The following is a 20,535-nucleotide window of genomic DNA, read 5'->3' on the forward strand; positions in this document are numbered from 1 at the left end:
TCGTCGTCATACTCGGGCTTGACCCGAGTATCCATGCCGTGACCCTTGCTGTAGAGTGCAACAGTGCAGAATTCTGTAACCGTTGCAATGCCTTAGCGTCACGGCATGGATCCTAGGGTCTGCGCGCGTCGCTTCGCTCCTTGCTCCGCCCTAGGATGACGACCGAGGTGGGCGCTGTCCCTCTCGCCGCGCTTGGCTGGCTCACCCAGCCTCCAGCTTCGGCCCCAGAATCTCCACCAGCCAGTCCACGAACACCCTCACCCGCGGCGAGAGCTGCCGGCTGCGCGGATAGAGCACCGAGATCGGCGTCGGCGTCGGCGGGAAATCGGGAAGCACCTCGACCAGCCGGCCGGCCTCGATATCCTCGGCGTAGCGGAGTTTTGGCGCCTGGAACAGGCCTAAGCCCAGCCGCACCAGCGCAGCGCTGGTGTCGGAGGACAATCGCTGGGTCAACGCCCAGCGCATCGAGGTGTCCGGCGGCATGAACATCTAACGCGGACTTATCCCGCTCCGGTCCGCCCGTCATTCGCATCGCGCCGTGCTTCGCCGCTGTTTGCCGGCGAAACACGGCGCTTCTGTTTTGATACCCACCCGCGATCCGCCTTTTTCGGCATCGCGTCATGCGCAGAAAAATTTCGCGCCATTGCCCCTTCCCGCGCGCCTTGACTCTGGCAAGGCGCCAGCCTATTTCAGCGCCACGTTAGCACTCGCCATAGGTGAGTGCTAACTCATATATCCGGCGGCCTCGCCGGATGGAGGAACAGTTCTCACCGTTCTCATTCGAGGAAGACAACATGGCAAAGTCCAAGTTCCGCCCGCTTCATGACCGCGTGGTCGTCCGCCGGGTCGAATCCGAATCCAAGACCGCCGGCGGGATCATCATCCCGGATACGGCGAAGGAGAAGCCGCAGGAAGGCGAGATCATCGCCGTCGGCTCCGGCGCTCGCGACGAAAGCGGCAAGCTCGTGCCGCTCGACGTCAAGGCCGGCGATCGTGTGCTGTTCGGCAAGTGGTCGGGCACTGAAGTCAAGCTCAATGGCGAGGACCTTCTGATCATGAAGGAATCCGACATCATGGGCATCATCGGCTGAATATCGGCCTCTCCATCAACTGAGTTTTCGGGCTCTGTCCGAGCCCCTGTCAGGAGCTAACTATGGCTGCAAAAGACGTAAAATTCTCCCGCGATGCCCGTGAGCGCATGCTGCGCGGCGTCAACATCCTCGCCGACGCGGTGAAGGTGACCCTCGGCCCGAAGGGCCGCAACGTCGTCATCGACAAGTCGTTCGGCGCCCCGCGCATCACCAAGGACGGCGTCACCGTCGCCAAGGAGATCGAGCTCGAGGACAAGTTCGAGAACATGGGCGCGCAGATGGTGCGCGAGGTCGCCTCGAAGACCAACGACATCGCCGGCGACGGCACGACCACCGCGACCGTTCTCGCCCAGGCCATCGTCCAGGAAGGCAACAAGGCTGTTGCCGCCGGCATGAACCCGATGGACCTGAAGCGCGGCATCGACCTCGCCGTCGGTGAAGTCGTCACCGCCCTCGGCAAGGCCTCCAAGAAGATCAAGACCTCCGAGGAAGTCGCCCAGGTCGGCACGATCTCGGCCAATGGCGACGAGTCGGTCGGCAAGATGATCGCGGAAGCGATGCAGAAGGTCGGCAACGAAGGCGTCATCACCGTCGAGGAAGCCAAGACCGCCGACACCGAGCTGGAAGTCGTCGAAGGCATGCAGTTCGACCGCGGCTACCTCTCGCCCTACTTCGTCACCAACGCCGACAAGATGGTCGCCGATCTGGAAGACGCCTACATCCTGCTGCACGAGAAGAAGCTCTCCAACCTGCAGGCCATGCTGCCGGTCCTGGAAGCCGTCGTTCAGACCTCGAAGCCGCTGCTCATCATCTCGGAAGATGTCGAAGGCGAGGCTCTGGCCACGCTGGTCGTCAACAAGCTGCGCGGCGGCCTGAAGATCGCCGCCGTCAAGGCTCCGGGCTTCGGTGACCGCCGCAAGGCCATGCTGGAAGACATCGCCATCCTCACCGGTGGCCAGGTCATCTCGGAAGACCTCGGCATCAAGCTCGAGAATGTCGGCCTCAACATGCTCGGCCGCGCCAAGAAGGTGTCAATCTCCAAGGAGAACACCACCATCGTCGACGGCGCCGGCAAGAAGGCCGAGATCCAGGGTCGCGTCGCCCAGATCAAGCAGCAGATCGAGGAGACCACCTCGGACTACGACAAGGAAAAGCTGCAGGAGCGCCTTGCCAAGCTCGCTGGCGGCGTCGCGGTGATCCGCGTCGGCGGCGCGACCGAGGTCGAGGTCAAGGAAAAGAAGGACCGCGTTGATGACGCTCTGAACGCGACCCGCGCGGCCGTGGAAGAAGGCATCGTCGCCGGCGGCGGCGTCGCGCTGCTGCGCGCCTCGGGCAACCTCAAGGCTACCGGCGCCAATGCCGACCAGGAGGCCGGCATCAACATCGTTCGTCGCGCGCTGCAGGCTCCGGCCCGCCAGATCGCGGCCAACGCCGGTGCCGAAGCCTCGATCGTCGCTGGCAAGATCCTCGAGAACAAGGGCGGCACCTTCGGCTTCAACGCCCAGACCGGCGAGTATGGCGACATGATCGCCATGGGCATCGTCGACCCGGTCAAGGTCGTGCGCACCGCTCTCCAGGACGCGGCCTCGGTCGCCGGCCTGCTCGTCACCACCGAAGCCATGATCGCCGAGGCCCCGAAGAAGGAAGCCGCCGGCGGTATGCCGGGCGGCATGCCTGGCGGCGGCATGGGTGGCATGGGCGGCATGGATTTCTAATCCAGGCTGCCAAGCTGATACGGAAAGGGCGCCGAGAGGCGCCCTTTTTGTTTGGCAGTTGCAACCAGTCTTAAAAGGAGGGCAACACCTTCGTACTGCGGCGATTGGCGAAAGCTTGCGCGACAGCCAATCTCCCCACTTGAGGGGGAGATGGCCGGCAGGCCAGAGGGGGTCGCCGCGCGTGAAGCGCCAACCTGTGTCGAGCCCGGTCGGACCGTCCCCCTCTGTCGGCCTCGCCGACATCTCCCCCTCAAGGGGGGAGATCAGCAGCGTCTGCGCGCTGCGCGACCTTACCGGCCAGCACTGCGGCTTCAACCAGCGCAGCGACCTCGTCCGCAACCGTCGAGACCGGCGTGCGGTCGCGGGTGGCGCGGGCGATCACCATCAGGCCCTCGAGCGAGGATTCGACGAGCAGCGCCAGCGCCTGCGCCCGCCGCTCCGGCACCCCTGCCCTGACGAAGGCCTGGCGCAGCAGTCCGATCCACTGCTCGAAGGCCGATCTGCAGATCTCGGCCAGGTCCGGAACATCGTTCGGCGCGTCGAGCACGACGGGCGCGACCGGACAGCCGAGCGAGAACTCGTTGTCCTCCAGCATGCGCGCGACCGACTGATAGATGTGATGGACGGCAACGGCGGGATCGCTTTCCTCCGACAGCGCCGCGCCCAGCCGGTCGGTCACATCGGCGACGCTGGCGCGCGTCACCTCGATCACCAATTGGTCCTTGCCGCCCGGGAAATGGAAATAGAGCGAGCCGCGGGGGGCGCCGCTGGCGCTCAAAATGTCGTTGAGCGAGGTGCCGTGATAGCCGCGCTGCCTGATGAGCAGCGCCGTCGCCTCGATCATGCGGGTGCGTGTGTCCGTCGCCACATCAACCTCAATGTCAACCTCTGTCAGGAGTGCGCATTATAAGTCTTGCCGAGAATATGACAATCGGTCTACATAATATGTAAATCGGTCTACATACCGGAGGCGAAAATGCAAACATATCGACTGGAGGGGCAAGGCGGCATCGACAAACTGGTGATGCACGAAGAGGCGATGCCACAGCCGGGGCCGCATCAGATCGTCGTACGGGTGCGCGCCACCTCGCTCAACCGCCGCGACACGATGATCCTCAACGGCATCTATCCGCTGACGCCGCGGCCCGGCATCGTTCCGCTGAGCGACGGCGCCGGCGAGGTGACGGCGATCGGCGACGGCGTCACACGCTTTGCGGTCGGCGACCGCGTCACCGGCAGCTATTTCGCGCGCTGGGTCGACGGCCGCATGCATCCGGGCGTCGTCGACCAGCTCGGCTGCACGCTGGACGGCATGCTCTCGGAATACGCCCTGCTCGACGAGCAATGGGCAGTGCGACTGCCCGACCATCTCTCATGGCAGGAGGGTGCCACCTTCACCTGCGCCGGCTTGACCGCCTGGAGCGCGCTGACCGGCGCCGAGATTCCGAAGCCCGGACAATGGGTTCTCGTCATCGGCTCGGGCGGCGTCGCAGTGTTCGCGGTGCAGTTCGCCAAACTCATGGGCTGCCGCGTGGCGGCGGTCACCTCGCGCGCCGAGAAGACCGACAGGCTGCGGGCGCTCGGCGCCGACCTCGTCATCGCGACGGCCGAAACGCCTGATTGGGGCATGGCACTGCGCGCGGCGACCGGCGGCATCGACCTCGTCGTCGAGACCGGCGGCCCGGCGACCTTCGCGCAATCGCTGATCGCGAGCTCCCTTTACGGACGCATCGTGCTGCTCACCGTGCAGAACCACAACGGGAAGTCGGTCGAGATTCCAGGCTCCGTCTACCAGCGCAGTCTGGTTACCTTCAGTCGGGTCTTCGTCGGCAGCCGCAGCGCTCTCGAGACGATGCTCGCCGCCGTCGCCACGCATCGGCTGAAGCCCGTCATCGACAGGATCTTCCCCTTCGCCGAGGCGCGCGAGGCCTACCACCATTTCCAGCAGGGCGACGTCTTCGGCAAGGTCGTCATCGACGGCGCCTGACCAACCAGAGAGGAGAACAGCAATGACGATCCGCGACGCTTCGGCCGAATGGCAAGGCACACTCAAGGAGGGATCCGGCCGGCTGTGGCTGGGCAGCGGCGTGTTCGAAGGCGCCTATTCCTTCCCGTCTCGTTTCGAGAATGGTCCGGGCACCAATCCGGAGGAGCTGATCGCGGCAGCGCATGCCGGCTGCTTCTCGATGGCGTTGAGCGCCATCCTCGGCCGCGAGGGCTACACCCCCGCGCGCATCCGCACGATCGCAAAAGTGCATCTCGGCGCCACGACGGCCGGGCCGACCATCACCCGCATCGAACTGGAGACCGAGGCGAGCGTCGCCGGGCTGACCGAGGAGGAATTCGAGCGGCTCGCGCAAGCCGCCAAGGCGACCTGCCTCGTCTCGCGGGCGCTGGCCGGCGTCGCTGCGATCACGCTCAAGGTGAGCCTCATAGATAGCTGAAATGGAAGGAGAATATCCAGTGACACAGGAATTGATCCTCGACGTCGCCACGGCCAAGCGCTCTGCCGAAACGGCCGAGATCATGCGGCGCTACAACGACGTCTTCCAACGTCACGACCCGTCCGCGCTGGCCGAACTGGTGGCGGATGACTGCGTGATCGAGAACACGACGCCGGCGCCGGACGGCGCCCGCCGGACCGGCAGGGCTGCCTGCGTCGAGCTGTGGTCGGCGATCGCCACCGCACCGGGCACGCGCTTCGATATCGAAGAAACCTTCGTTGCCGGCGACCGGGCGACGATCCGCTGGCGTTTCTGGATGTCCGACGGCAACTCGCTGCGCGGCGTCAACCTGATGCGCGTCGCGGACGGTCGCATCGTCGAGGCGATGGGCTATGTGAAGGGATAGGGCCCGGCGTGGAAAGCCGCGCTCAGGCCCCGGCCCGGAATCCCCCCGCCAAGGTCAGGATTCCGGGCAACTCGCTTTACCTCGCGATCCTGTTGAGCTTCACGAAGGTCTTGGGGCTGCGCTGGATCGTCTGGAAGATCACGCAGTAGCGGTCGGTGAGCTCCATCAGCTGGGTCAGCCGGTTTTGCGGAGCGTCCGTCTCGATGTCGAAGCGCAGGCGGATCTCCTTGAAGCCGACCGGCACGCCCTCGGTGACGCCCAGCGTGCCGCGAAGGTCGACATCGCCCTCGGCCGAGATCTCGGCCGACTTGATCGGAATCTCCAGCACGGCGGCGGCAGCCCGCATCGAGACGCCGGCGCAGGCGATCAGCGCCTCCAAGAGCATGTCGCCGGAACAAAGCTCCTGCCCGCTGCCGCCGGCCTTCGGATGGATGCCTGCCAACGCGAGACCACGGCCGGTCTCGACCTTGCAGGTGACCCTGGAGTCGTCGGCGCTGCCCTTGGCCTTCAGCGTGAGAAGCGCCGCCCGGGCATCCTTGCGATAAAGATCCTTGATCGGCTCCTGCGTGGCGCGAAATGTCGCGATGTCCATGCGTATTCTCCTGTCGTTGACTTTGGTTCGTGGAGGTCGTGCGTCATCGTCCGGGACCTACTCCGGCACGCTCACGCCGGACCCGCCGAGCTCGGCCGGAAAATCCTTCAGCTTCGGCAGGCCGTCCTTCATCGGCAGGACCGTCTCGGCGTAGTTGACATGGACGCCCGGCGTGAATGCCACCGTCGGTATCGTGGCAGCATAGACGTCGACCAGGCCGAGCGGCGGGTGATCCGTCATCAGATGGCCGCCGCATTTGGTGCAGAACTGGCGCTCGCTCATCTTCGACTTCCTGAAGCCGGACAGGAACTCCGCGCCCCTGGTGACCTTGACGTTCTGCGGCTTCCACAGCGTGAAGGCGTTCACGGGAGACGCCGACCACGAACGACAGGAACTGCAGTGGCAATAGCCCATCGCCTCGGCAGTTCCGTGCACTTCGATTTCCACGGCGCCGCAAAAACACCCGCCCTTATGTACCGTCATGACTTACATCCTTCCTTGAGTTCGATTGCGCTCGAGCGCCCGGTTCGGGGACGAAGCTCGGCACCGGCAGGGGTTTAAAGCTTCCGGCCATGAGCGGAATGACGCGGCGTCCGCCTCACTTGACAGCGCGTCCGGAACTCGAAAGGGATGCCGCGCCGGGTTGCCGCGCGGCTAGAGCGTTTCACCGTTTCACGGAAACGGCGAACCGCTCTATCTTCTCGTTTTGACGCAATTCCGGACGGAAAACCGCTCACACTTTTCCTGGAATTGCTCTAGCGGGACTTGGGTGGAATGGCCGGGGACGCTCTGTCTGACCTGTTGAAAACGGTGCGCCTCACCGGCGCGACGTTCTTCGACATCGAGGCTCAGGACCCATGGGCGGTCTGCTCGCCCGCTCCCGCCGCGATATTGCCGAGGATCCTGCCCGGTGCAGACCACCTGATCTCCTATCACCTGCTAACCGCCGGCCGCTGCTTTGCCCGCATCATCGGCCGGGAGGCTATTGCCGTGGAGGCCGGCGAGGTGGTGGTCTTCACCAACAGCGATCCGCATATCATGTCGAGCACGCCCGACCTTCGGGCCGATCCGCCGACCGCGGATGTGCTGGAGATCGCGGCCGCCAGCCAGACGCCGTTCCCCATCAACTTCGTCAAGGACGGATCGTTGTCGGCCCGGCTGGTGTGCGGCTATCTCGCTTGCGACGCCCTGCCCTTCAATCCGCTGCTCGAAGCGCTGCCGCCGGTCATCAAGGCCGGGGACGTGAAGGGCGATGGCGGCTGGCTCGGCCAGTTCATCAAGCTCGCCGTATCGGAGGTCGCGGAAAAGCGGGCGGGCAGCGAGACGGTGCTGACCAAGCTCAGCGAGCTGATGTTCGTCGACGTCTTGCGCCGCTACGTGGAAGCGCTGCCGCCGCAGCAGACCGGCTGGCTGGCGGGGCTGCGCGATCCACATCTGAGCAAGGCGCTGGCGCTGATCCACGACCGCCCGGAGCATAACTGGACGGTGGAGGCGCTGGCACGGGAAGCCGCGCTGTCGCGCACAGTGCTCGCCGAACGCTTCACCAGGCTCGTCGGCATGCCGCCGATGCACTATCTCGCCAAATGGCGCATGCAGATCGCCTCTGAGCTGCTCAGCGCCGGCAACAGCAACGTCGCGAGCATCGCCGCGGACATCGGCTACGAATCCGAGGCGGCGTTCAGCCGTGCCTTCAAGAAGATGATCGGCGTCCCGCCCTCGGCCTGGCGCCTTGGCGTCCGGCCCGCGCCTGGCTCCGGAAGCGACGAGGCTTCCGAAATCGGGGGCGCAGATTGAGCTAGCGATCGGCCAGCGCCAGCTTGGCGCCGAGCATGACGAAGGCGCCGGCGAAGGTGCGGCGCATCCAGGTCAGCACCATCGGCCGCGACACGATGTGGCTGCGCACCGAGGCGGCGAACACGCCGTAGATCGCGAAGACGACGAAAGTCATCAGCATGAAGACGCCGGAGAGCTCCAGCATCTTGCCGAGCGCGTGCGGCTCGCCGGTGCTGACGAATTGCGGCAGGAAGGCAAAGAAGAAGATCGACAGTTTCGGGTTGAGGATGTTGATCAAGATGCCGGAGGTGATGATCCTGGCGGCGGAGCGCGGGGCGACGTTCTCGTCGACGCTCAAGCCGCCTTTCTCCTTCAGCGTGTTCCAGGCCATGTAGAGCAGATAGGCGACGCCGAGATATTTCAGCGTCTCGAAGGCGACGGCGCTGGTGTGCAGCACCGCGGCAAGGCCGGTGACGGCGGCCGCCATATGCGGAACGATGCCCAGCGTGCAGGCGAAGGCGGCGATGATCGAGGCGCGCGCGCCGCGCGAGAGGCCGGCGCTCAGCGTGTAGAGAACGCCGGTGCCGGGCGAAGCGACGATAATCAGCGACGTCAACAGGAATTCGATGCTCACGGTTTCCTCCACGGCCCTGCCCGCGCGGCAAGGTACCGGGAGGTGTGAAGCTGGGCAAGCGGGCGCGAGAAAGTAATCTCCCCCCAAGTGGGGGAGATGGCCGGCAGGCCAGAGGGGGGCGCGAAGGATCGCTACCTCTGCCCTCTTGGCCGAAAATCTACTCCGGTGTGCGACGGAAGCTCAGTTGAGACGCCGGCGGGACAGCGCCCCCCTCTGCCCTGCCGGGCATCTCCCCCACAAGGGGGGAGATTGGCAGTTCGACCGCCAGCCCATACATCTCCCTTGCCATCAGGCAGTCGTCGCCGCCGGGCATGCAGGCGCGGCAGACATGCGGGCGGACTTCGTAGATCGCGCAGGCCGTCCCCCTGCCCACCTCGCCGCCAAGCGCGGCACAGCGGCGGCCCTCGCAGCGCATGCCGGACTGATCGGCAGCGACGAGCGCTTCGGGGATGCGGTCGAGTTCCGCATCCTCCTCGGTGGAGAAGCGCGGCCAGTCGGCAGAATAGGCGCAGCAGGCGCCGCAGCTCTGGCAGTCGAAGGCGGCAGATGCGTCGGCCAGGCTCAGGAAGGAATGGTCGTGCGGCAAGGCGATCCTCATGTGGGCAGTGCCTTTAGCACAGAGCCCGGAAACGCGCCCACGCCGACCGAACAAGATTTTTTTATTTTGCCGGGAACCTTTTCGCCGGCTGCGGGTTTTGGGCCTGTCGTTAGCAGTTCACGACCAATCGAGAAAGGCTGACGACAAAGACGCCTCCCGCGCCGTGAAAAGCGCGAGAGGCGTTTTCGCTTTCGGCCTCACATGATCGTGCTCATCATCGGCAGGATCTCATAGCGGAAGCCGCGGCCCGAACGCACCGTCGGGTCGCCGTCGGTCACCGCTCTGGCCTCGGCCTCGCTGCCGACGCGCAGGATCAGCAGACCCCAGGGCCCGGCGGGATCGGCGACAGGTCCGGCCAGCATCATCGTGCCGGCGCGAAGCTGGCCGCGCAGATAGTCGGCATGCGCGTTCATCAGCGCCCTTTCTTCCTCCGTCATGGTGAAGGCGAAATCCGGCCGCGGCGGGATCATCCGGCAGTGAAAGACCGACGGCGGCTTGGCACCGGTCTCCTTGGACAGAAAATCGCCGAGCCAGCCCAGCACGCGTTCCCAGCCGGAACCATGGTCGCGGCAGGACTCGTGGCGCGGGCCGAAGCCGTCATGGCGAAGCGTCAGCCGGGTGCCGTTTTCCACCGGCTCCAGCGTGTAAGTCACGGTCGTGACGTTGTCGCCGTCCCACGGCGCTATCCAGGTCATCACCAGGCGGTGCGGCGGCTCGACCTCGATATATTCGCCGCCGACGACCTCGATATATTCGCCGCCGACATGGAAATCCTGGCCGTCTGCGCCCTTGCCTTCCGAGCGCCAGGCGCCGCCAGGCCGGACATCGGCCGTGTGTTTCGTCGTCCGGTACATGTCGTCGGCGCCCCACCAGAGCGGGATCTGGTCCTTGGCGGTGATGGCGCGAAAGACGCGCTCGGGCGGCACGGCGATCGTCACCGTGGCAAGGATGGTGCCGGCGGAGATATCGGCGATCGCGCGCGGACTGTCATTGCTCGCCATCAGTCTTCCTCCTGATTGGCGCTCTCCAGATAGGATTTCAGATTGCCGAGGCTGTGCTGCCAGAAATCGCGGTAAGGCAGGATCCAGTCGGCGACATCCTTCAGTTCGGCCGGCTCCAGCCGGTAGACACGCTCGCGCCCCTGCCGTTGCTCGGAGACGACGTTGAGCTCGCGCAGGATCCTCAGATGCTTGGAAATGGCCGGCCGGCTTTGCGAGAAGGCGGAAGCCAGCTCGTTGACCGGCGCCGGCCCCTGACGCAACCGGTCCAGGATGGCGCGCCGTGTCGGATCGGCGATGGCGCGGAAAACGGAACGGTCCTGCTCAGCTTGCATGATGCGTATCCATTTGGTTACGTATTAAGCCGAATTGCGGGACCGGTCAATTCTTCTTGGCGGGTGCCATCCGCGCTCGAGGCAATTCAGCGCTCTTGGTCGGTCGGACGGATCAGGATCTCGTTGATGTTGACGTGCGGCGGCTGGCTGACGGCGTAGAGGATGGCATTGGCGATATCCTCGGCGGTCAGCGCTTCCATGGTGGCAAGGCGGTGCTCGAGTCCGGCCTTGAATTCCTCGTTGGTGATGTGGTCGGCGAGCTCGGTGCGCACAAGGCCGGGCTCGATGACGGTGACGCGCACCTTGTCGGCATAGACCTCGCGGCGCAACGACTCCGAAAAGGCGACGACGCCGAACTTGGTCGCCGCATAGCCGCTGGCGCCAGGGTTGGCGACGCGGCCGGCCACCGACGAAACGTTGACGATGTGGCCCTTGGCAGCCTTGAGATGCGGCAGCGCCGCCTTGGTGGTCGCCATCAGGCCGATCAGATTGAGCTCGATCATGCGGCGCCAGTCGTCGAGATCGGCCTCGGCCGCGGGCGCGAGCAGCATGACGCCGGCGTTGTTGACCAGGATGTCGAGCCGGCCCCATTCGGAAACGACCTTGTCGACCATGGCGGTGACGTCGCCGCCCTTGGCGATGTCGGCTGCGATGGCGAGCGCGGTGCCACCGGCTTTGTCGATGCGGCTGGCCAGCGTCGCCAGGCGATCGATGCGGCGGGCGGCGACGGCCACCTTCGCGCCGGCGGCGGCAAGTGCGGCGGCGGTCGCTTCGCCGATGCCGGATGAGGCACCGGTGACCAGCGCGACCTTGCCGGCGAGTGAGGAGTTAGAAGATGTCATGTGAAATCTCCGGAAGCCGCCCGACCCTTCACATAGGCCGTGCCGGAGGTTCTTGAAGTCCCGCCATCAGAGCAGTTGACGCGAATTGCGGCGAAACCGCCGCCCGCTGAGAGCTAATCCTGCTCATGAGGCCCTGGTTCGGGCCAGGGCTCCCTGGCGGCCTCCGCATACCAATGCCGCATCGCCGGCGTCGCCAGAACCGCGTCGACATGGGCGCGGGTGACGGGTGCAAGCTCCCCGCCATAGGTGTCGAAGCGGGTGACGATGGGCGCATACATGGCATCGGCCGCGGTGAAATGGCCGAACAGGAACGGGCCGCCCTGGCCGTGTTGCTCGCGGCACTGCCGCCAGATTGCCTCGATGCGCGCGCGCTGCGCCTCGCCCTCGGCATCCAGCGGCTTATGGGCCTTCGGCCGGCGCAGATTCATCGGCCAGCCATAGCGGACCTCGCGGAAGCCGGAATGCATCTCGGTCGCCACCGAGCGCGCCAAGGCACGGGCGCCGAGATCGTCCGGCCACAGCTTTTTCTCCGGAAAGAGGTCAGCCAGATATTCAAGTATGGCAAGGGTTTCCCAGACGATCCTGCCGTTGTGATTCAAGACCGGAACCAGGCCAGTCGGCGAGACCTTGGCGAGATTGGCCGCGGTCTCCGGCGTACGCAGCCGCACGAAGCTCTCCTCGAAGGGTATTTCCAGGTGCCGCATCGCCACCCAGGGCCTGAGCGACCAGGACGAAAAGCACTTGTTGCCGATGTATAGGGTGAACTCAGCCACGGTGTCTCCTGATGCCGATTGCGGCGTCAAGCTAGAGCAATTCCAGAAAAAGTGTGAAACGGTTTTCCGCCCGCAATTGCGTAAACAAGAAATAGCTTAGGCTTCCCGCCGAAAGTCCTTGCCGCGAGCCGGCAGGCCGGCGGAACCCGAACGTTGTCGGTTCGTTGTCGTGTCGGATGCGGCCTTCGCATCCATCTCCATTCCAGGCCCAGGAGATGCGGATATGGTGAACAGGGATCAGGTCGTCGGGGTTGCCAAGCAAGTGAAGGGCTCGGTCAAGCAGGCGGCCGGCAAGGCCACGGGCAACCGGCGCATGCAGGTGGAAGGCGTGTCGGAAAAGATCGCCGGCAAGGTGCGCAAGGCCTATGGCGACGTGAAGGACAAGGTCCGCAAGGCGCTCTGATCCCGAAAAAGGCCGCCTTCAGGCGGCCTTTTTCATGCCTCGGATTGCTTCATGCCTCGAACTGCTTGGAGAACGCATTGGTGAAGACGACCTCGCCATGGTCGCCGGCCGCCTCGCCCAGCACGACATCGAGGTTGTCATCGGTCACCCGCGCCAGCGCGAAGCCGCCCATATAGGCGGCCTTCGGCTTGATGAGGTCCAGCCCGTCGCGCCGGTAGATCATCGGCACCTCGTGCTGATGGCCGTGGAAGATGGCAATCACATTGTAGCCTTTCAGCACGCCGACCAGCGCCTGGCGGTCGGCCTCGCCCCACCAATGCGGGCGGCCGATGCCGTCGTCGTCATAGGCGCGTTTTGCCGGATCCCAGCGCTCGATTGAGAAGGGGTCCCAGCCGTAATGCTGGAACAGGATCACCGGGCGGCCGTCGCCGGCATAGGTCGCCAGATCCTGCTTCAGCCAGGGCAGGCTGCTCAGCGCGCCATGGCCGGTATCGCCGGCGAAGCGATGCGTCTGGACGAGGTGCAGGCCGCCCCAGTCCCAGGAATAGCAGTCGGTGTCGACGTCGTAGTTCGTCGCCGGCACCGGCGGCTTGAAGAAGACGCCGGGGCGATGATTGACCTCGACATAGTCGCGCATCTCGCGACGGTACCAGTCGACATGGCGCTTCGGTCCATTCTGGTCGAGATCGTGGTTGCCGAGCCCGACATAGACGGGAATATGGACGCGGTCCGGCCCGACGCCTTGCTGGTAGCGCTGGCTGAACTGCAGGAGTTGGGTGCCCTCGCTCGGCTGGGTGATCTGGCCGCCGCCGTCGTCGGTGATGTCGCCGCCGGTGACGAGGCCGAGCGGCGTGCCGATGCGCCTGCCTGCCGAATGCAGGCCGGTGACAGCGCCGCTGATCTCGACCGGCCACTCTTTGTCCTCGATTGCGTTCAGCGCCGCCACATTGCGCAGCAGCGCGGCATCGGTCTTGCCTTCCTGCTCGCAATTGGGGCTCAGCTTGCGCGCCATGCGGCAGGCATGGATGTCGGCGATGAACAGGAAGGTTGCGCCGATCGGCTGAATGCGCCGGCCGGTCTGGGCGAAAGCCGCGCGCGGCAAGCTGGCGGCCACGGCGAGGCCTCCCACCAGGAAAGCGCGGCGCGAGGTGGTTGCTGGCAAGCGGCGATTCATCGTCACACGATTGAACATCGCCGATCACGCTTCGTCCAGTTTTGCCCTCTGGTTTTGCCCCTGGAGACGTTTCATGCGAGGGCATCAAACGCTCCTAGGTCGACAGGGCGGCCGCTGTCTGCCATTGCTTCAGGAGGCAGCCAGGGCGGGCAGAGGAGGACGCCATGAAGACCATCACGATCGGTTTCGTGTTTGCCATGCTGGCGCTGGCCAGTTCCGCCAAAGCAGCCGACTGCATCGATCCCAAATCGGCCAAGGCCGGCTTCGTGCTGGAGAAACCCGGCATCCGCAGCGAGTTCCGGCCGGCGCCGGGCGGCATGGTCGCGGTCGTCAACGACTACCAGTCGCAATCGCCGCAGACGCAGTTTCTCTATGCCGGGCTGATCGAGGTCTTTCGCGACAGCGATACGGGGCGGCTGTCGATGATCCCGCTCGGCGACATCAAGAAGCTGTTTCCGCTGAAGGCCGGCGCCAAGAGCAAGACCGAGTTCGTGCGGCTCTCGGCGAAGAAGACGCCGAAGGGCACGGAAATGCTGGCGCTAAACGTCAAGGGCAAGGAAACCTACAAGCTCGGCGACTGCAAATACAACGTGCTGGCGGTGAACGAGACGATCACCGGCGATTCCGGCGCGGTGGTCGACAGCTTCACCGCGCTCTATTCGCCGGATCTTCGGGCAGTGCTGGCGCGGCGCTATGACGAAGGGACGAGCGCTGAGAGCGAGGTGGGATTCGAGACGATCAAGCCGCTGAAGGAGTGAGGCGCAAGGCGCGAGGTAGAATACGGCTACGCTGGCGGGACAGCGCCCCCCTCTGTCCTGCCGGACATCTCCCCCACTTGGGGGGAGATTGGCAGCTTCGGCGCCGCGCCCTTCTTTCAACGTCGACAACTAGCGAAAGCGGCGCGACATCTGATCTCCCTCCTTGTGGGGGAGATGTCCGGCAGGACAGAGGGGGGCGCGAAGGAACGGGGCGTCCGCGATGTACCGTCAGAGCCGCGCCAGCCCCTCCAAACACTCCCGCAACACCCCTGCATCCTGCGCCGTCTTGGCCATCGACATAGCGCCGGAGTAAGCCGCGATGGTGAGCGCCGCGAAGCGGTCGGGATCGGTCCCGCCAATCTTCTGATCGTCCCGCACCTTGTCGGCGATCGCCTGCCGCCAGCCGGCGAAGATGTCGGCCAGCGCCAGACGGAAATCGGCGTCGGCGAGCGACAGCTCGTGCGCCAAGTTGTTGAGCGGGCAGCCGCGCACATAGCCCTGCCGTTCGAGCTCGGCCGCTACCGCTTCAAACACTGCGCGAACTCCTTCGAGCGCCGACGGCGCCGCCCGCACCGGATCGATCCAGGTTTCCTGAACCGCCGCCGCCACGCGTTCCTCGATCACCGCCAGCGCCAGCGCCTTCTTGGTTGGGAAATGATGGTGCAGCGCGCCGCCGGTGACACCAGCCGCGGCCATCAGGTCGCCAAGGCTCGAGGCGTGGTAGCCGCGCGCTTGGAAGGAGTCTTCCGCCACGTCGAGCACGCGGCGGCGCATGCCTTCGGGATCGTTGGTGCGCTTCTTGCGCCGCGATCGCGACGGCGCTGCAATCTCTCGTGACATCCCAGCAAGATATCAGATTGACAAAACAGGACAACCGGTTTGTTTTGTCAAACAGGACAATCACCCTGTTTTGGAGTCGACGATGAATCTCGCTCGAAATGCCCCTCGCCTTGCATCGCCGGTCGTCGAGCTCCGCCAATACACGCTGAAGCCCGGCCAGCGCGAAACGCTGATCGCGCTGTTCGACCGGGAGTTCGTCGAGACGCAGGAGGCGACCGGCATGACTATCATCGGCCAGTTCCGCGACCTCGACCGCCCCGACATGTTCGTCTGGCTGCGCGGCTTCGCGGACATGGAGGCGAGGAAGAACGCGCTCACCGCCTTCTACGACGGCCCGGTCTGGGCCAAGCATCGCGACGCCGCCAACGCGACGATGATCGATTCCGACGACGTGCTGCTGCTGAAATCTGCATGGCCGAGTGCGGGCTTCGACCTGTCGAGGTCGAAGCGACCGAGCGTGAGCGAAACCGGAAAACCAAGCCAGGATGCCGGATTAGCCGGAATTGTTGAGATTTCGATTCATCATTTGCGCCCGGGCACCGAGGCCAGCTTCGCGGAACGTTTCCGGACGGAGGCGGTTCCGCAGCTCACGGCAAATGGCGCTCGGCTGCTCGGCGCCTTCGTCAGCGAGCATGCCGAAAACACGTTTCCGCGCCTGCCGGTGCGAGCCGGCGAAAATGTCTTCATCATCGTCGCCGGTTTCTACGACGATGCGGCACAAGCCGGAAGTCGAAGCAACCTCGCTTCGTCCGATCTGGTCCGCACGGAAATCCTGCGGCTTTCACCGACATCACGTTCCCTGCTGCGCTAGTGGTTGTTTCATCCCAGGCTTTAATGGTGCAGTTTTTTCCCCTGATTGGAAGGAGGCACGATCGACGGCGGCTAGAGAGCTTCTTCCTTCTCCCCTTGTGGGAGAAGGTGGCCTCGCGAAGCGAGGTCGGATGAGGGGTGCTCCAGGGAACGCCAGCGTCTCACTCCGCTGGAACACCCCTCATCCGTCTCGGCGCTATCGCGCCGATCCACCTTCTCCCGCAAGGGGAGAAGGAAGAGGCGCGCTCCTTCAACCGATTTGCACCTCGCTCACCTTCAATCTCCGCTTGATGCCATTTGTGCAACGCGATACGCCCTTGCGCAAATCGACAGGAGATTTCCCGTGAGCGCTGAAAAGACCAGAACCGAAACCGACACGTTCGGTCCCATCGAGGTAGCGGCCGACCGCTATTGGGGCGCGCAGGCGCAGCGTTCTCTGGGCAACTTCAAGATCGGCTGGGAAAAGCAGCCCGCCTCCATCGTGCGCGCGCTCGGCATCGTCAAGCGCGCGGCGGCCGAGGTGAACATGGAGATGAAGCGGCTCGATCCGGCCATCGGCAAGGCGATCGTGGACGCCGCGCAGGAGGTCATCGACGGCAAGCTCGACGACCATTTCCCGCTGGTGGTCTGGCAGACGGGTTCCGGCACGCAGTCCAACATGAACGCCAACGAGGTGATCTCGAACCGGGCTATCGAGATGCTCGGCGGCGTCATGGGTTCCAAAAAGCCGGTACATCCGAACGACCACGTCAATATAAGCCAGTCGTCGAACGACACCTACCCGACGGCCATGCACATCGCCTGCGCCGAGCGGGTCGCGCATCATCTGATCCCGGCGCTCCACCACCTGCACAAGGCGCTCGACGCCAAGGCCCGCGCCTTCAACCATATCATCAAGATCGGCCGCACCCACACGCAGGACGCCACGCCGCTCACCCTCGGCCAGGAATTCTCGGGCTATGCCGCGCAGGTCTCCTCGTCGATCAAGCGCATCGAGCAGACGCTGCCCGGCCTGCAGGAGCTGGCGCAGGGCGGCACCGCCGTCGGTACCGGCCTCAACGCGCCGGTCGGCTTCGCGGAGAAGATCGCCGACCGGATCGCGTCGATCACCGGCATCGCCTTCGTCACCGCGCCGAACAAGTTCGAGGCGCTCGCGGCGCACGATTCCATGGTGTTCTCGCATGGCGCGATCAACGCGGCCGCCGCCGCGCTGTTCAAGATTGCAAACGATATCCGCCTGCTCGGTTCAGGCCCGCGTTCGGGCCTGGGCGAGCTCTCGCTGCCGGAAAACGAGCCGGGCTCCTCGATTATGCCGGGCAAGGTGAACCCGACCCAGTGCGAGGCGCTGACGCAGGTCTGCGTGCAGGTATTCGGCAACAATGCGGCGTTGGCCTTCGCCGGCAGCCAGGGCCATTTCGAGCTCAACGTCTACAACCCGCTGATGGCCTACAACTTCCTGCAGTCGGTGCAGCTGCTCGCCGACGCTTGCGTGTCCTTCACCGACAATTGCGTGGTCGGCATCGAGGCGCGGGAAGACAACATCAAGGCGGCGCTCGAGCGCTCGCTGATGCTGGTGACGGCGCTCGCCCCCAGCATCGGCTACGACAACGCCGCCAAGATCGCCAAGACCGCGCACAAGAACGGCACCACGCTACGCGAGGAGGCTCTCGCCACCGGGCTGGTCAGCGAAGCCGACTACGACCGGCTGGTGCGGCCCGAGGATATGACGCATCCGGGGTAGCTTTTGCGGCGCGGGAAGGCCTACGAGGTCGTCATTCCAGGGCGAAGCAGGAGCGAAGCTCCGTCGCGGAGACCTGGAATCCATGCCGTTACCTCAACCAAAGGGCGCAGCGGAGCAGAATTCTGCACCCCCGCAACGCTTGAATGTCACGGCATGGATCCTCGGGTCTGCGCCGCGTCGCTCCGCTCCTTGCTCCGCCCGAGGATGATGAAGTGGGGGGCGTCTCGGCCAATCTCCGAAGCCTGCGACTGCTGAGCCAAACCTCTGACACCTAGCATAGCCATTTGGCGGCAGCATAATTTGCTCCCCGCACGCGATCCGCCGACATGAATTTCGCGTCAGCCGCAAAACCCTAGAATATCAAATCTGTGAACGATGTGTCGCCGCATAAGCGTCTTTGGTGAACAGTCTCCATCGTCTATCTGACTGGGCATTCAACCCCGCTCGGAGACTCGCCATGTCCATCAACACTTCTACCGCCGGCACCGGCACCGCGTCCAACAGTTCCGTCACGATCCTGCTCGGCCGCATCCTGCTCGCCGTCATCTTCCTGCTTTCCGGCTTCGGCAAGCTGACCGCCATTTCCGGCACTGCCGGCTACTTCGGTGCCCTCGGCCTGCCTTTGCCGACCGTGACGGCCGTTGTCGTCGGCCTGATCGAACTGCTCGGCGGGCTTGCCATCCTCGTTGGCTTCCAGACCCGCGTCGCCGCCTGGGTGCTCGCCATCTTCACGATCGCCACCGGGCTGGTCGCTCACACAGGCTGGGCCGACCAGATGCAGATGATTCAGTTCCTCAAGAACCTCGCCATCACCGGCGGCTTCATCCTGCTCGCCTCCTCGGGCGCCGGCGCCTATTCGATCGACGCCAAGCGCGGCTGAAGGTTTGCTTGACGCAATTGTGAACGGAAGGCGACGGCGAAGTCGCCGCGCCTAACCGCTTCACACTTTTCCTGGAATTGCTTGGCCCTCCCAAGCCTGAAAATGAGGGCGGCGCGGAATTTTCCGCGCCGCCTTTTCGTTCTCCAGTGCAGGCGTAGACTGCGCCCGCAGCCGGCATGACGCCGGCAAGGGAGGTGGCAAATGCCCCGCAACGCACTGCTTCTCATCTCGCGGCTCCTGCTTGCCGGGCTTTTCGTGCCTTCCGGCTTCCAGGCGCTCACCAACATCGCCGGCACGACGAGCTATTTCGCCGGCCTCGGCCTGCCGCTGCCGACTTTAGCCGCCTGGGGCACCGGCCTGTTCGAGCTGATCGCCGGATTGCTGATCCTGATCGGCTTCCAGACGCGGATCGCAGCACTTCTGCTTGCCGCCTTCTGCATCGTCGCCGGCTTCATCGGCCATTACGGCCAGGGCGCCGACGACGCGACGCTCGCCTTCCTGCACCAGCAGATGCTGATGAAGGACGTCGCGATTGCCGGAGGGTTCCTGGCGCTCGCCATGGCCGGCGCGGGCGCATGGTCGGCGGACGGGCGCGGCTTCGGTATCGGCGCCGAGGTAACCTGAGGATTTTAACGTCAACAGCCGCTCAGGCGCGCAGGAAATTGGCCAAAATTATCTCGCGCCAGACGCGAGTCGGCGTCACCCAGGCGTCCCAGGCGTTGTATTTCCCGGCATAGATCACCGCCGCAATGTCCGCCTCGGGCATCAGCCAGAGCCGCTGGCCGCCATTACCGAAGCCGCCACGCCACGGCTTCGGCACGGAAAATGCCGGCGCCGGCGCGTCGCCAATGAACCACAGCCGGCCGTAACCGAGGCCGTCGGGCGTCGAGGTTGCCGACGTGAAAGATGCCTCGATCCAATCTTTCGAGATGACCCTCTTTCCGTCCCAAAGGCCGTTGCGAAGAAGCAGCATGCCGATTTTCAAGAGGTCGGGCGCGGTCAGCCTGAGCCCTGAAGCGGCGGAGGCGACGCCGTCGTCACCGGCCGACCAGTGGAACCGGTCGATGCCGAGCGGGCGAAAGAGCGCTTCGCGGGCGAAGTCCGGCAAGGTTTGGCCGCTGCCGCGCTCGATGATCGCGCCGACCAGCGCAACGCAGCCGCCGGAATAGATCCAGCGGCTTCCAGCTTCGGCGACGATCGGCCGATCGAGGATGAAGCGATAGCGGTCGGGTGCGTTCTCCATGGCGATCTCGCTGTTCAGCGGATCGCTGTAGGGGCGGTTTTCGTCCCACTCCATGCCGAGCGTCATCGTCAGCGCATGGCCTATGGTGATCCTGACGCGGGCCGGATCGGCGGCGAGATCGGCATATTCAGGAAACTGCGCGAAAAGCGGCGCCTCGGGCGGCGGCACCAGTCCTTTGTCGAGCGCGATGCCGTAGAGCAGGCTGACGATGCTCTTGGTCACCGAGCGCAGATCATGAGCGTGCCGGCGTCGAAGGTGACATGCCCGAGAGGGCGCCCCCATTCCTGATCGTTGCCCTCCGCATAGTGCTCCAGGAACACCCTTTCGGAGCGGGCAGCGAGAACGATATGCAGGTCATGCAGCAGGCCGGACTCAACGCCGGCAAGCAGCTTGCGGTGGATCGCCGGATCGAAGCCGAGAGATTCGGCCGCGGCGGATCCGGACCGGGTCGGGGACGATTTTGCGATGGCCATGGGTTTTTCGCT

Annotated in this window: 24 protein-coding genes and 2 pseudogenes; 12 read left to right on the top strand and 14 right to left on the bottom strand. The window is 64.8% G+C overall.

The window, feature by feature from the left end; translation table 11 throughout:
• Positions 1–201: 201 nt before the first annotated feature.
• Positions 202–411: pseudogene (locus tag QAZ22_RS23570) on the bottom strand (LysR substrate-binding domain-containing protein); the annotation flags it as partial.
• 383 nt (positions 412–794) lie between these two features.
• Between QAZ22_RS23570 and groES the strand changes: the two are divergent.
• On the top strand, positions 795–1,091 hold the full coding sequence (gene groES / locus QAZ22_RS23575; protein WP_040975262.1) for a co-chaperone GroES: 297 nt from the start codon (positions 795–797) through the stop codon (positions 1,089–1,091).
• A 62-nt stretch (positions 1,092–1,153) separates the two neighbouring features.
• Positions 1,154–2,806, top strand: a complete 1,653-nt coding sequence (gene groL / locus QAZ22_RS23580) for a chaperonin GroEL (protein WP_278075846.1) — start codon at positions 1,154–1,156, stop codon at positions 2,804–2,806.
• Positions 2,807–3,056: 250 nt separating this feature from the next.
• Here groL and QAZ22_RS23585 read toward each other — a convergent pair whose 3' ends face one another.
• Positions 3,057–3,674 (bottom strand): TetR/AcrR family transcriptional regulator, encoded by a 618-nt coding sequence (locus QAZ22_RS23585; RefSeq protein ID WP_278203133.1) that lies wholly within the window; start codon positions 3,672–3,674, stop codon positions 3,057–3,059.
• Positions 3,675–3,782: 108 nt separating this feature from the next.
• Here QAZ22_RS23585 and QAZ22_RS23590 point away from each other — a divergent pair, with 108 nt between their 5' ends.
• Genes QAZ22_RS23590 through QAZ22_RS23600 form a run of 3 tightly spaced genes read left to right on the top strand, consistent with a single transcriptional unit; the run spans position 3,783 to position 5,656 of the window.
• On the top strand, positions 3,783–4,793 hold the full coding sequence (locus tag QAZ22_RS23590) for an NAD(P)-dependent alcohol dehydrogenase (protein ID WP_278203134.1): 1,011 nt from the start codon (positions 3,783–3,785) through the stop codon (positions 4,791–4,793).
• Positions 4,794–4,815: 22 nt separating this feature from the next.
• On the top strand, positions 4,816–5,250 hold the full coding sequence (locus QAZ22_RS23595) for an OsmC family protein (protein WP_278203135.1): 435 nt from the start codon (positions 4,816–4,818) through the stop codon (positions 5,248–5,250).
• 19 nt (positions 5,251–5,269) lie between these two features.
• Positions 5,270–5,656 carry a nuclear transport factor 2 family protein gene (locus QAZ22_RS23600; RefSeq protein WP_278203136.1) on the top strand — a complete coding sequence of 129 codons (387 nt, stop codon included), beginning with the start codon at positions 5,270–5,272 and terminating at the stop codon, positions 5,654–5,656.
• 76 nt (positions 5,657–5,732) lie between these two features.
• Here QAZ22_RS23600 and QAZ22_RS23605 read toward each other — a convergent pair whose 3' ends face one another.
• Together QAZ22_RS23605 and QAZ22_RS23610 are read right to left on the bottom strand one after the other, a co-directional pair.
• Positions 5,733–6,248 carry an OsmC family protein gene (locus QAZ22_RS23605; RefSeq protein ID WP_278203137.1) on the bottom strand — a complete coding sequence of 172 codons (516 nt, stop codon included), beginning with the start codon at positions 6,246–6,248 and terminating at the stop codon, positions 5,733–5,735.
• A 57-nt stretch (positions 6,249–6,305) separates the two neighbouring features.
• Entirely contained in the window at positions 6,306–6,731 is a 426-nt protein-coding gene (locus QAZ22_RS23610) for a GFA family protein (RefSeq protein WP_278203138.1), read from the bottom strand.
• 291 nt (positions 6,732–7,022) lie between these two features.
• Between QAZ22_RS23610 and QAZ22_RS23615 the strand changes: the two genes are divergently transcribed.
• Positions 7,023–8,042 (top strand): AraC family transcriptional regulator, encoded by a 1,020-nt coding sequence (locus QAZ22_RS23615; protein WP_278203139.1) that lies wholly within the window; start codon positions 7,023–7,025, stop codon positions 8,040–8,042.
• Position 8,043: 1 nt separating this feature from the next.
• Here the strand turns inward: QAZ22_RS23615 and QAZ22_RS23620 are convergent, their stop codons facing one another.
• The 6 genes and pseudogenes from QAZ22_RS23620 to QAZ22_RS23645 all read right to left on the bottom strand — a co-directional run bounded on the left by QAZ22_RS23620 (position 8,044) and on the right by QAZ22_RS23645 (position 12,201).
• Positions 8,044–8,655: a LysE family translocator gene (locus QAZ22_RS23620; protein WP_278203140.1), complete on the bottom strand. Its 612-nt coding sequence runs from the start codon at positions 8,653–8,655 to the stop codon at positions 8,044–8,046.
• 259 nt (positions 8,656–8,914) lie between these two features.
• Positions 8,915–9,253, bottom strand: a pseudogene (locus QAZ22_RS23625) (YkgJ family cysteine cluster protein); the annotation flags it as partial.
• 197 nt (positions 9,254–9,450) lie between these two features.
• Positions 9,451–10,254 (bottom strand): SRPBCC domain-containing protein, encoded by an 804-nt coding sequence (locus QAZ22_RS23630; protein WP_278203141.1) that lies wholly within the window; start codon positions 10,252–10,254, stop codon positions 9,451–9,453.
• Positions 10,254–10,586, bottom strand: a complete 333-nt coding sequence (locus QAZ22_RS23635) for a metalloregulator ArsR/SmtB family transcription factor (RefSeq protein ID WP_278203142.1) — start codon at positions 10,584–10,586, stop codon at positions 10,254–10,256. Before QAZ22_RS23635 ends, QAZ22_RS23630 begins: the two co-directional genes overlap by 1 nt.
• Positions 10,587–10,672: 86 nt before the next feature.
• Positions 10,673–11,428: an SDR family NAD(P)-dependent oxidoreductase gene (locus tag QAZ22_RS23640; protein WP_278203143.1), complete on the bottom strand. Its 756-nt coding sequence runs from the start codon at positions 11,426–11,428 to the stop codon at positions 10,673–10,675.
• A gap of 113 nt (positions 11,429–11,541) precedes the next feature.
• A complete protein-coding gene (locus QAZ22_RS23645) occupies positions 11,542–12,201 on the bottom strand; it encodes a glutathione S-transferase family protein (RefSeq protein ID WP_278203144.1) in 660 nt (219 codons plus the stop codon).
• Positions 12,202–12,424: 223 nt separating this feature from the next.
• Here QAZ22_RS23645 and QAZ22_RS23650 point away from each other — a divergent pair, with 223 nt between their 5' ends.
• Entirely contained in the window at positions 12,425–12,604 is a 180-nt protein-coding gene (locus tag QAZ22_RS23650) for a CsbD family protein (protein WP_278075833.1), read from the top strand.
• 49 nt (positions 12,605–12,653) lie between these two features.
• Here the strand turns inward: QAZ22_RS23650 and QAZ22_RS23655 are convergent, their stop codons facing one another.
• On the bottom strand, positions 12,654–13,778 hold the full coding sequence (locus tag QAZ22_RS23655; RefSeq protein WP_278207922.1) for a metallophosphoesterase: 1,125 nt from the start codon (positions 13,776–13,778) through the stop codon (positions 12,654–12,656).
• A 164-nt stretch (positions 13,779–13,942) separates the two neighbouring features.
• Between QAZ22_RS23655 and QAZ22_RS23660 the strand changes: the two genes are divergently transcribed.
• On the top strand, positions 13,943–14,536 hold the full coding sequence (locus tag QAZ22_RS23660) for a hypothetical protein (RefSeq protein ID WP_278203145.1): 594 nt from the start codon (positions 13,943–13,945) through the stop codon (positions 14,534–14,536).
• A gap of 228 nt (positions 14,537–14,764) precedes the next feature.
• Here the strand turns inward: QAZ22_RS23660 and QAZ22_RS23665 are convergent, their stop codons facing one another.
• Positions 14,765–15,310 carry a TetR/AcrR family transcriptional regulator gene (locus tag QAZ22_RS23665; protein WP_278203146.1) on the bottom strand — a complete coding sequence of 182 codons (546 nt, stop codon included), beginning with the start codon at positions 15,308–15,310 and terminating at the stop codon, positions 14,765–14,767.
• A gap of 148 nt (positions 15,311–15,458) precedes the next feature.
• Here QAZ22_RS23665 and QAZ22_RS23670 point away from each other — a divergent pair, with 148 nt between their 5' ends.
• From QAZ22_RS23670 to QAZ22_RS23685, 4 genes are all read left to right on the top strand, one after another.
• The gene (locus QAZ22_RS23670) at positions 15,459–16,187 is read left to right on the top strand and encodes an NIPSNAP family protein (protein WP_278207923.1); all 729 of its coding nucleotides are present in this window, start codon (positions 15,459–15,461) and stop codon (positions 16,185–16,187) included.
• Positions 16,188–16,529: 342 nt separating this feature from the next.
• Positions 16,530–17,927 (top strand): class II fumarate hydratase, encoded by a 1,398-nt coding sequence (gene fumC / locus QAZ22_RS23675; protein WP_278203147.1) that lies wholly within the window; start codon positions 16,530–16,532, stop codon positions 17,925–17,927.
• Positions 17,928–18,384: 457 nt separating this feature from the next.
• The gene (locus QAZ22_RS23680) at positions 18,385–18,807 is read left to right on the top strand and encodes a DoxX family protein (RefSeq protein WP_278203148.1); all 423 of its coding nucleotides are present in this window, start codon (positions 18,385–18,387) and stop codon (positions 18,805–18,807) included.
• A 201-nt stretch (positions 18,808–19,008) separates the two neighbouring features.
• Complete coding sequence (locus QAZ22_RS23685; protein ID WP_278203149.1) at positions 19,009–19,431, top strand: DoxX family protein; 423 nt, start codon at positions 19,009–19,011, stop codon at positions 19,429–19,431.
• A gap of 22 nt (positions 19,432–19,453) precedes the next feature.
• On the opposite strand, the gene QAZ22_RS23690 is transcribed toward QAZ22_RS23685, so the two are convergent.
• Entirely contained in the window at positions 19,454–20,272 is an 819-nt protein-coding gene (locus tag QAZ22_RS23690) for a serine hydrolase (protein ID WP_278203150.1), read from the bottom strand.
• Positions 20,269–20,523 carry a hypothetical protein gene (locus tag QAZ22_RS23695; RefSeq protein WP_278203151.1) on the bottom strand — a complete coding sequence of 85 codons (255 nt, stop codon included), beginning with the start codon at positions 20,521–20,523 and terminating at the stop codon, positions 20,269–20,271. Before QAZ22_RS23695 ends, QAZ22_RS23690 begins: the two co-directional genes overlap by 4 nt.
• Between the last annotated feature and the right edge of the window lie 12 nt (positions 20,524–20,535).

The organism is Mesorhizobium sp. WSM4906 (assembly GCF_029674625.1).
Classification (GTDB): Bacteria; Pseudomonadota; Alphaproteobacteria; order Rhizobiales; family Rhizobiaceae; genus Mesorhizobium.

What these genes read in the sequence shown, in the direction of transcription:
- groES (WP_040975262.1), top strand. Translation starts at nt 795, where the DNA reads ATGGCAAAGTCCAAGTTCCGCCCGCTTCATGACCGCGTGGTCGTCCGC.
- groL (WP_278075846.1), top strand. Translation starts at nt 1,154, where the DNA reads ATGGCTGCAAAAGACGTAAAATTCTCCCGCGATGCCCGTGAGCGCATG.
- QAZ22_RS23590 (WP_278203134.1), top strand. Translation starts at nt 3,783, where the DNA reads ATGCAAACATATCGACTGGAGGGGCAAGGCGGCATCGACAAACTGGTG.
- QAZ22_RS23595 (WP_278203135.1), top strand. Translation starts at nt 4,816, where the DNA reads ATGACGATCCGCGACGCTTCGGCCGAATGGCAAGGCACACTCAAGGAG.
- QAZ22_RS23605 (WP_278203137.1), bottom strand. Translation starts at nt 6,248, where the DNA reads ATGGACATCGCGACATTTCGCGCCACGCAGGAGCCGATCAAGGATCTT.
- QAZ22_RS23610 (WP_278203138.1), bottom strand. Translation starts at nt 6,731, where the DNA reads ATGACGGTACATAAGGGCGGGTGTTTTTGCGGCGCCGTGGAAATCGAA.
- QAZ22_RS23615 (WP_278203139.1), top strand. Translation starts at nt 7,023, where the DNA reads ATGGCCGGGGACGCTCTGTCTGACCTGTTGAAAACGGTGCGCCTCACC.
- QAZ22_RS23630 (WP_278203141.1), bottom strand. Translation starts at nt 10,254, where the DNA reads ATGGCGAGCAATGACAGTCCGCGCGCGATCGCCGATATCTCCGCCGGC.
- QAZ22_RS23635 (WP_278203142.1), bottom strand. Translation starts at nt 10,586, where the DNA reads ATGCAAGCTGAGCAGGACCGTTCCGTTTTCCGCGCCATCGCCGATCCG.
- QAZ22_RS23640 (WP_278203143.1), bottom strand. Translation starts at nt 11,428, where the DNA reads ATGACATCTTCTAACTCCTCACTCGCCGGCAAGGTCGCGCTGGTCACC.
- QAZ22_RS23650 (WP_278075833.1), top strand. Translation starts at nt 12,425, where the DNA reads ATGGTGAACAGGGATCAGGTCGTCGGGGTTGCCAAGCAAGTGAAGGGC.
- QAZ22_RS23655 (WP_278207922.1), bottom strand. Translation starts at nt 13,778, where the DNA reads ATGAATCGCCGCTTGCCAGCAACCACCTCGCGCCGCGCTTTCCTGGTG.
- QAZ22_RS23660 (WP_278203145.1), top strand. Translation starts at nt 13,943, where the DNA reads ATGAAGACCATCACGATCGGTTTCGTGTTTGCCATGCTGGCGCTGGCC.
- QAZ22_RS23665 (WP_278203146.1), bottom strand. Translation starts at nt 15,310, where the DNA reads ATGCGCCGCCGCGTGCTCGACGTGGCGGAAGACTCCTTCCAAGCGCGC.
- QAZ22_RS23670 (WP_278207923.1), top strand. Translation starts at nt 15,459, where the DNA reads ATGAATCTCGCTCGAAATGCCCCTCGCCTTGCATCGCCGGTCGTCGAG.
- QAZ22_RS23680 (WP_278203148.1), top strand. Translation starts at nt 18,385, where the DNA reads ATGTCCATCAACACTTCTACCGCCGGCACCGGCACCGCGTCCAACAGT.
- QAZ22_RS23685 (WP_278203149.1), top strand. Translation starts at nt 19,009, where the DNA reads ATGCCCCGCAACGCACTGCTTCTCATCTCGCGGCTCCTGCTTGCCGGG.
- QAZ22_RS23695 (WP_278203151.1), bottom strand. Translation starts at nt 20,523, where the DNA reads ATGGCCATCGCAAAATCGTCCCCGACCCGGTCCGGATCCGCCGCGGCC.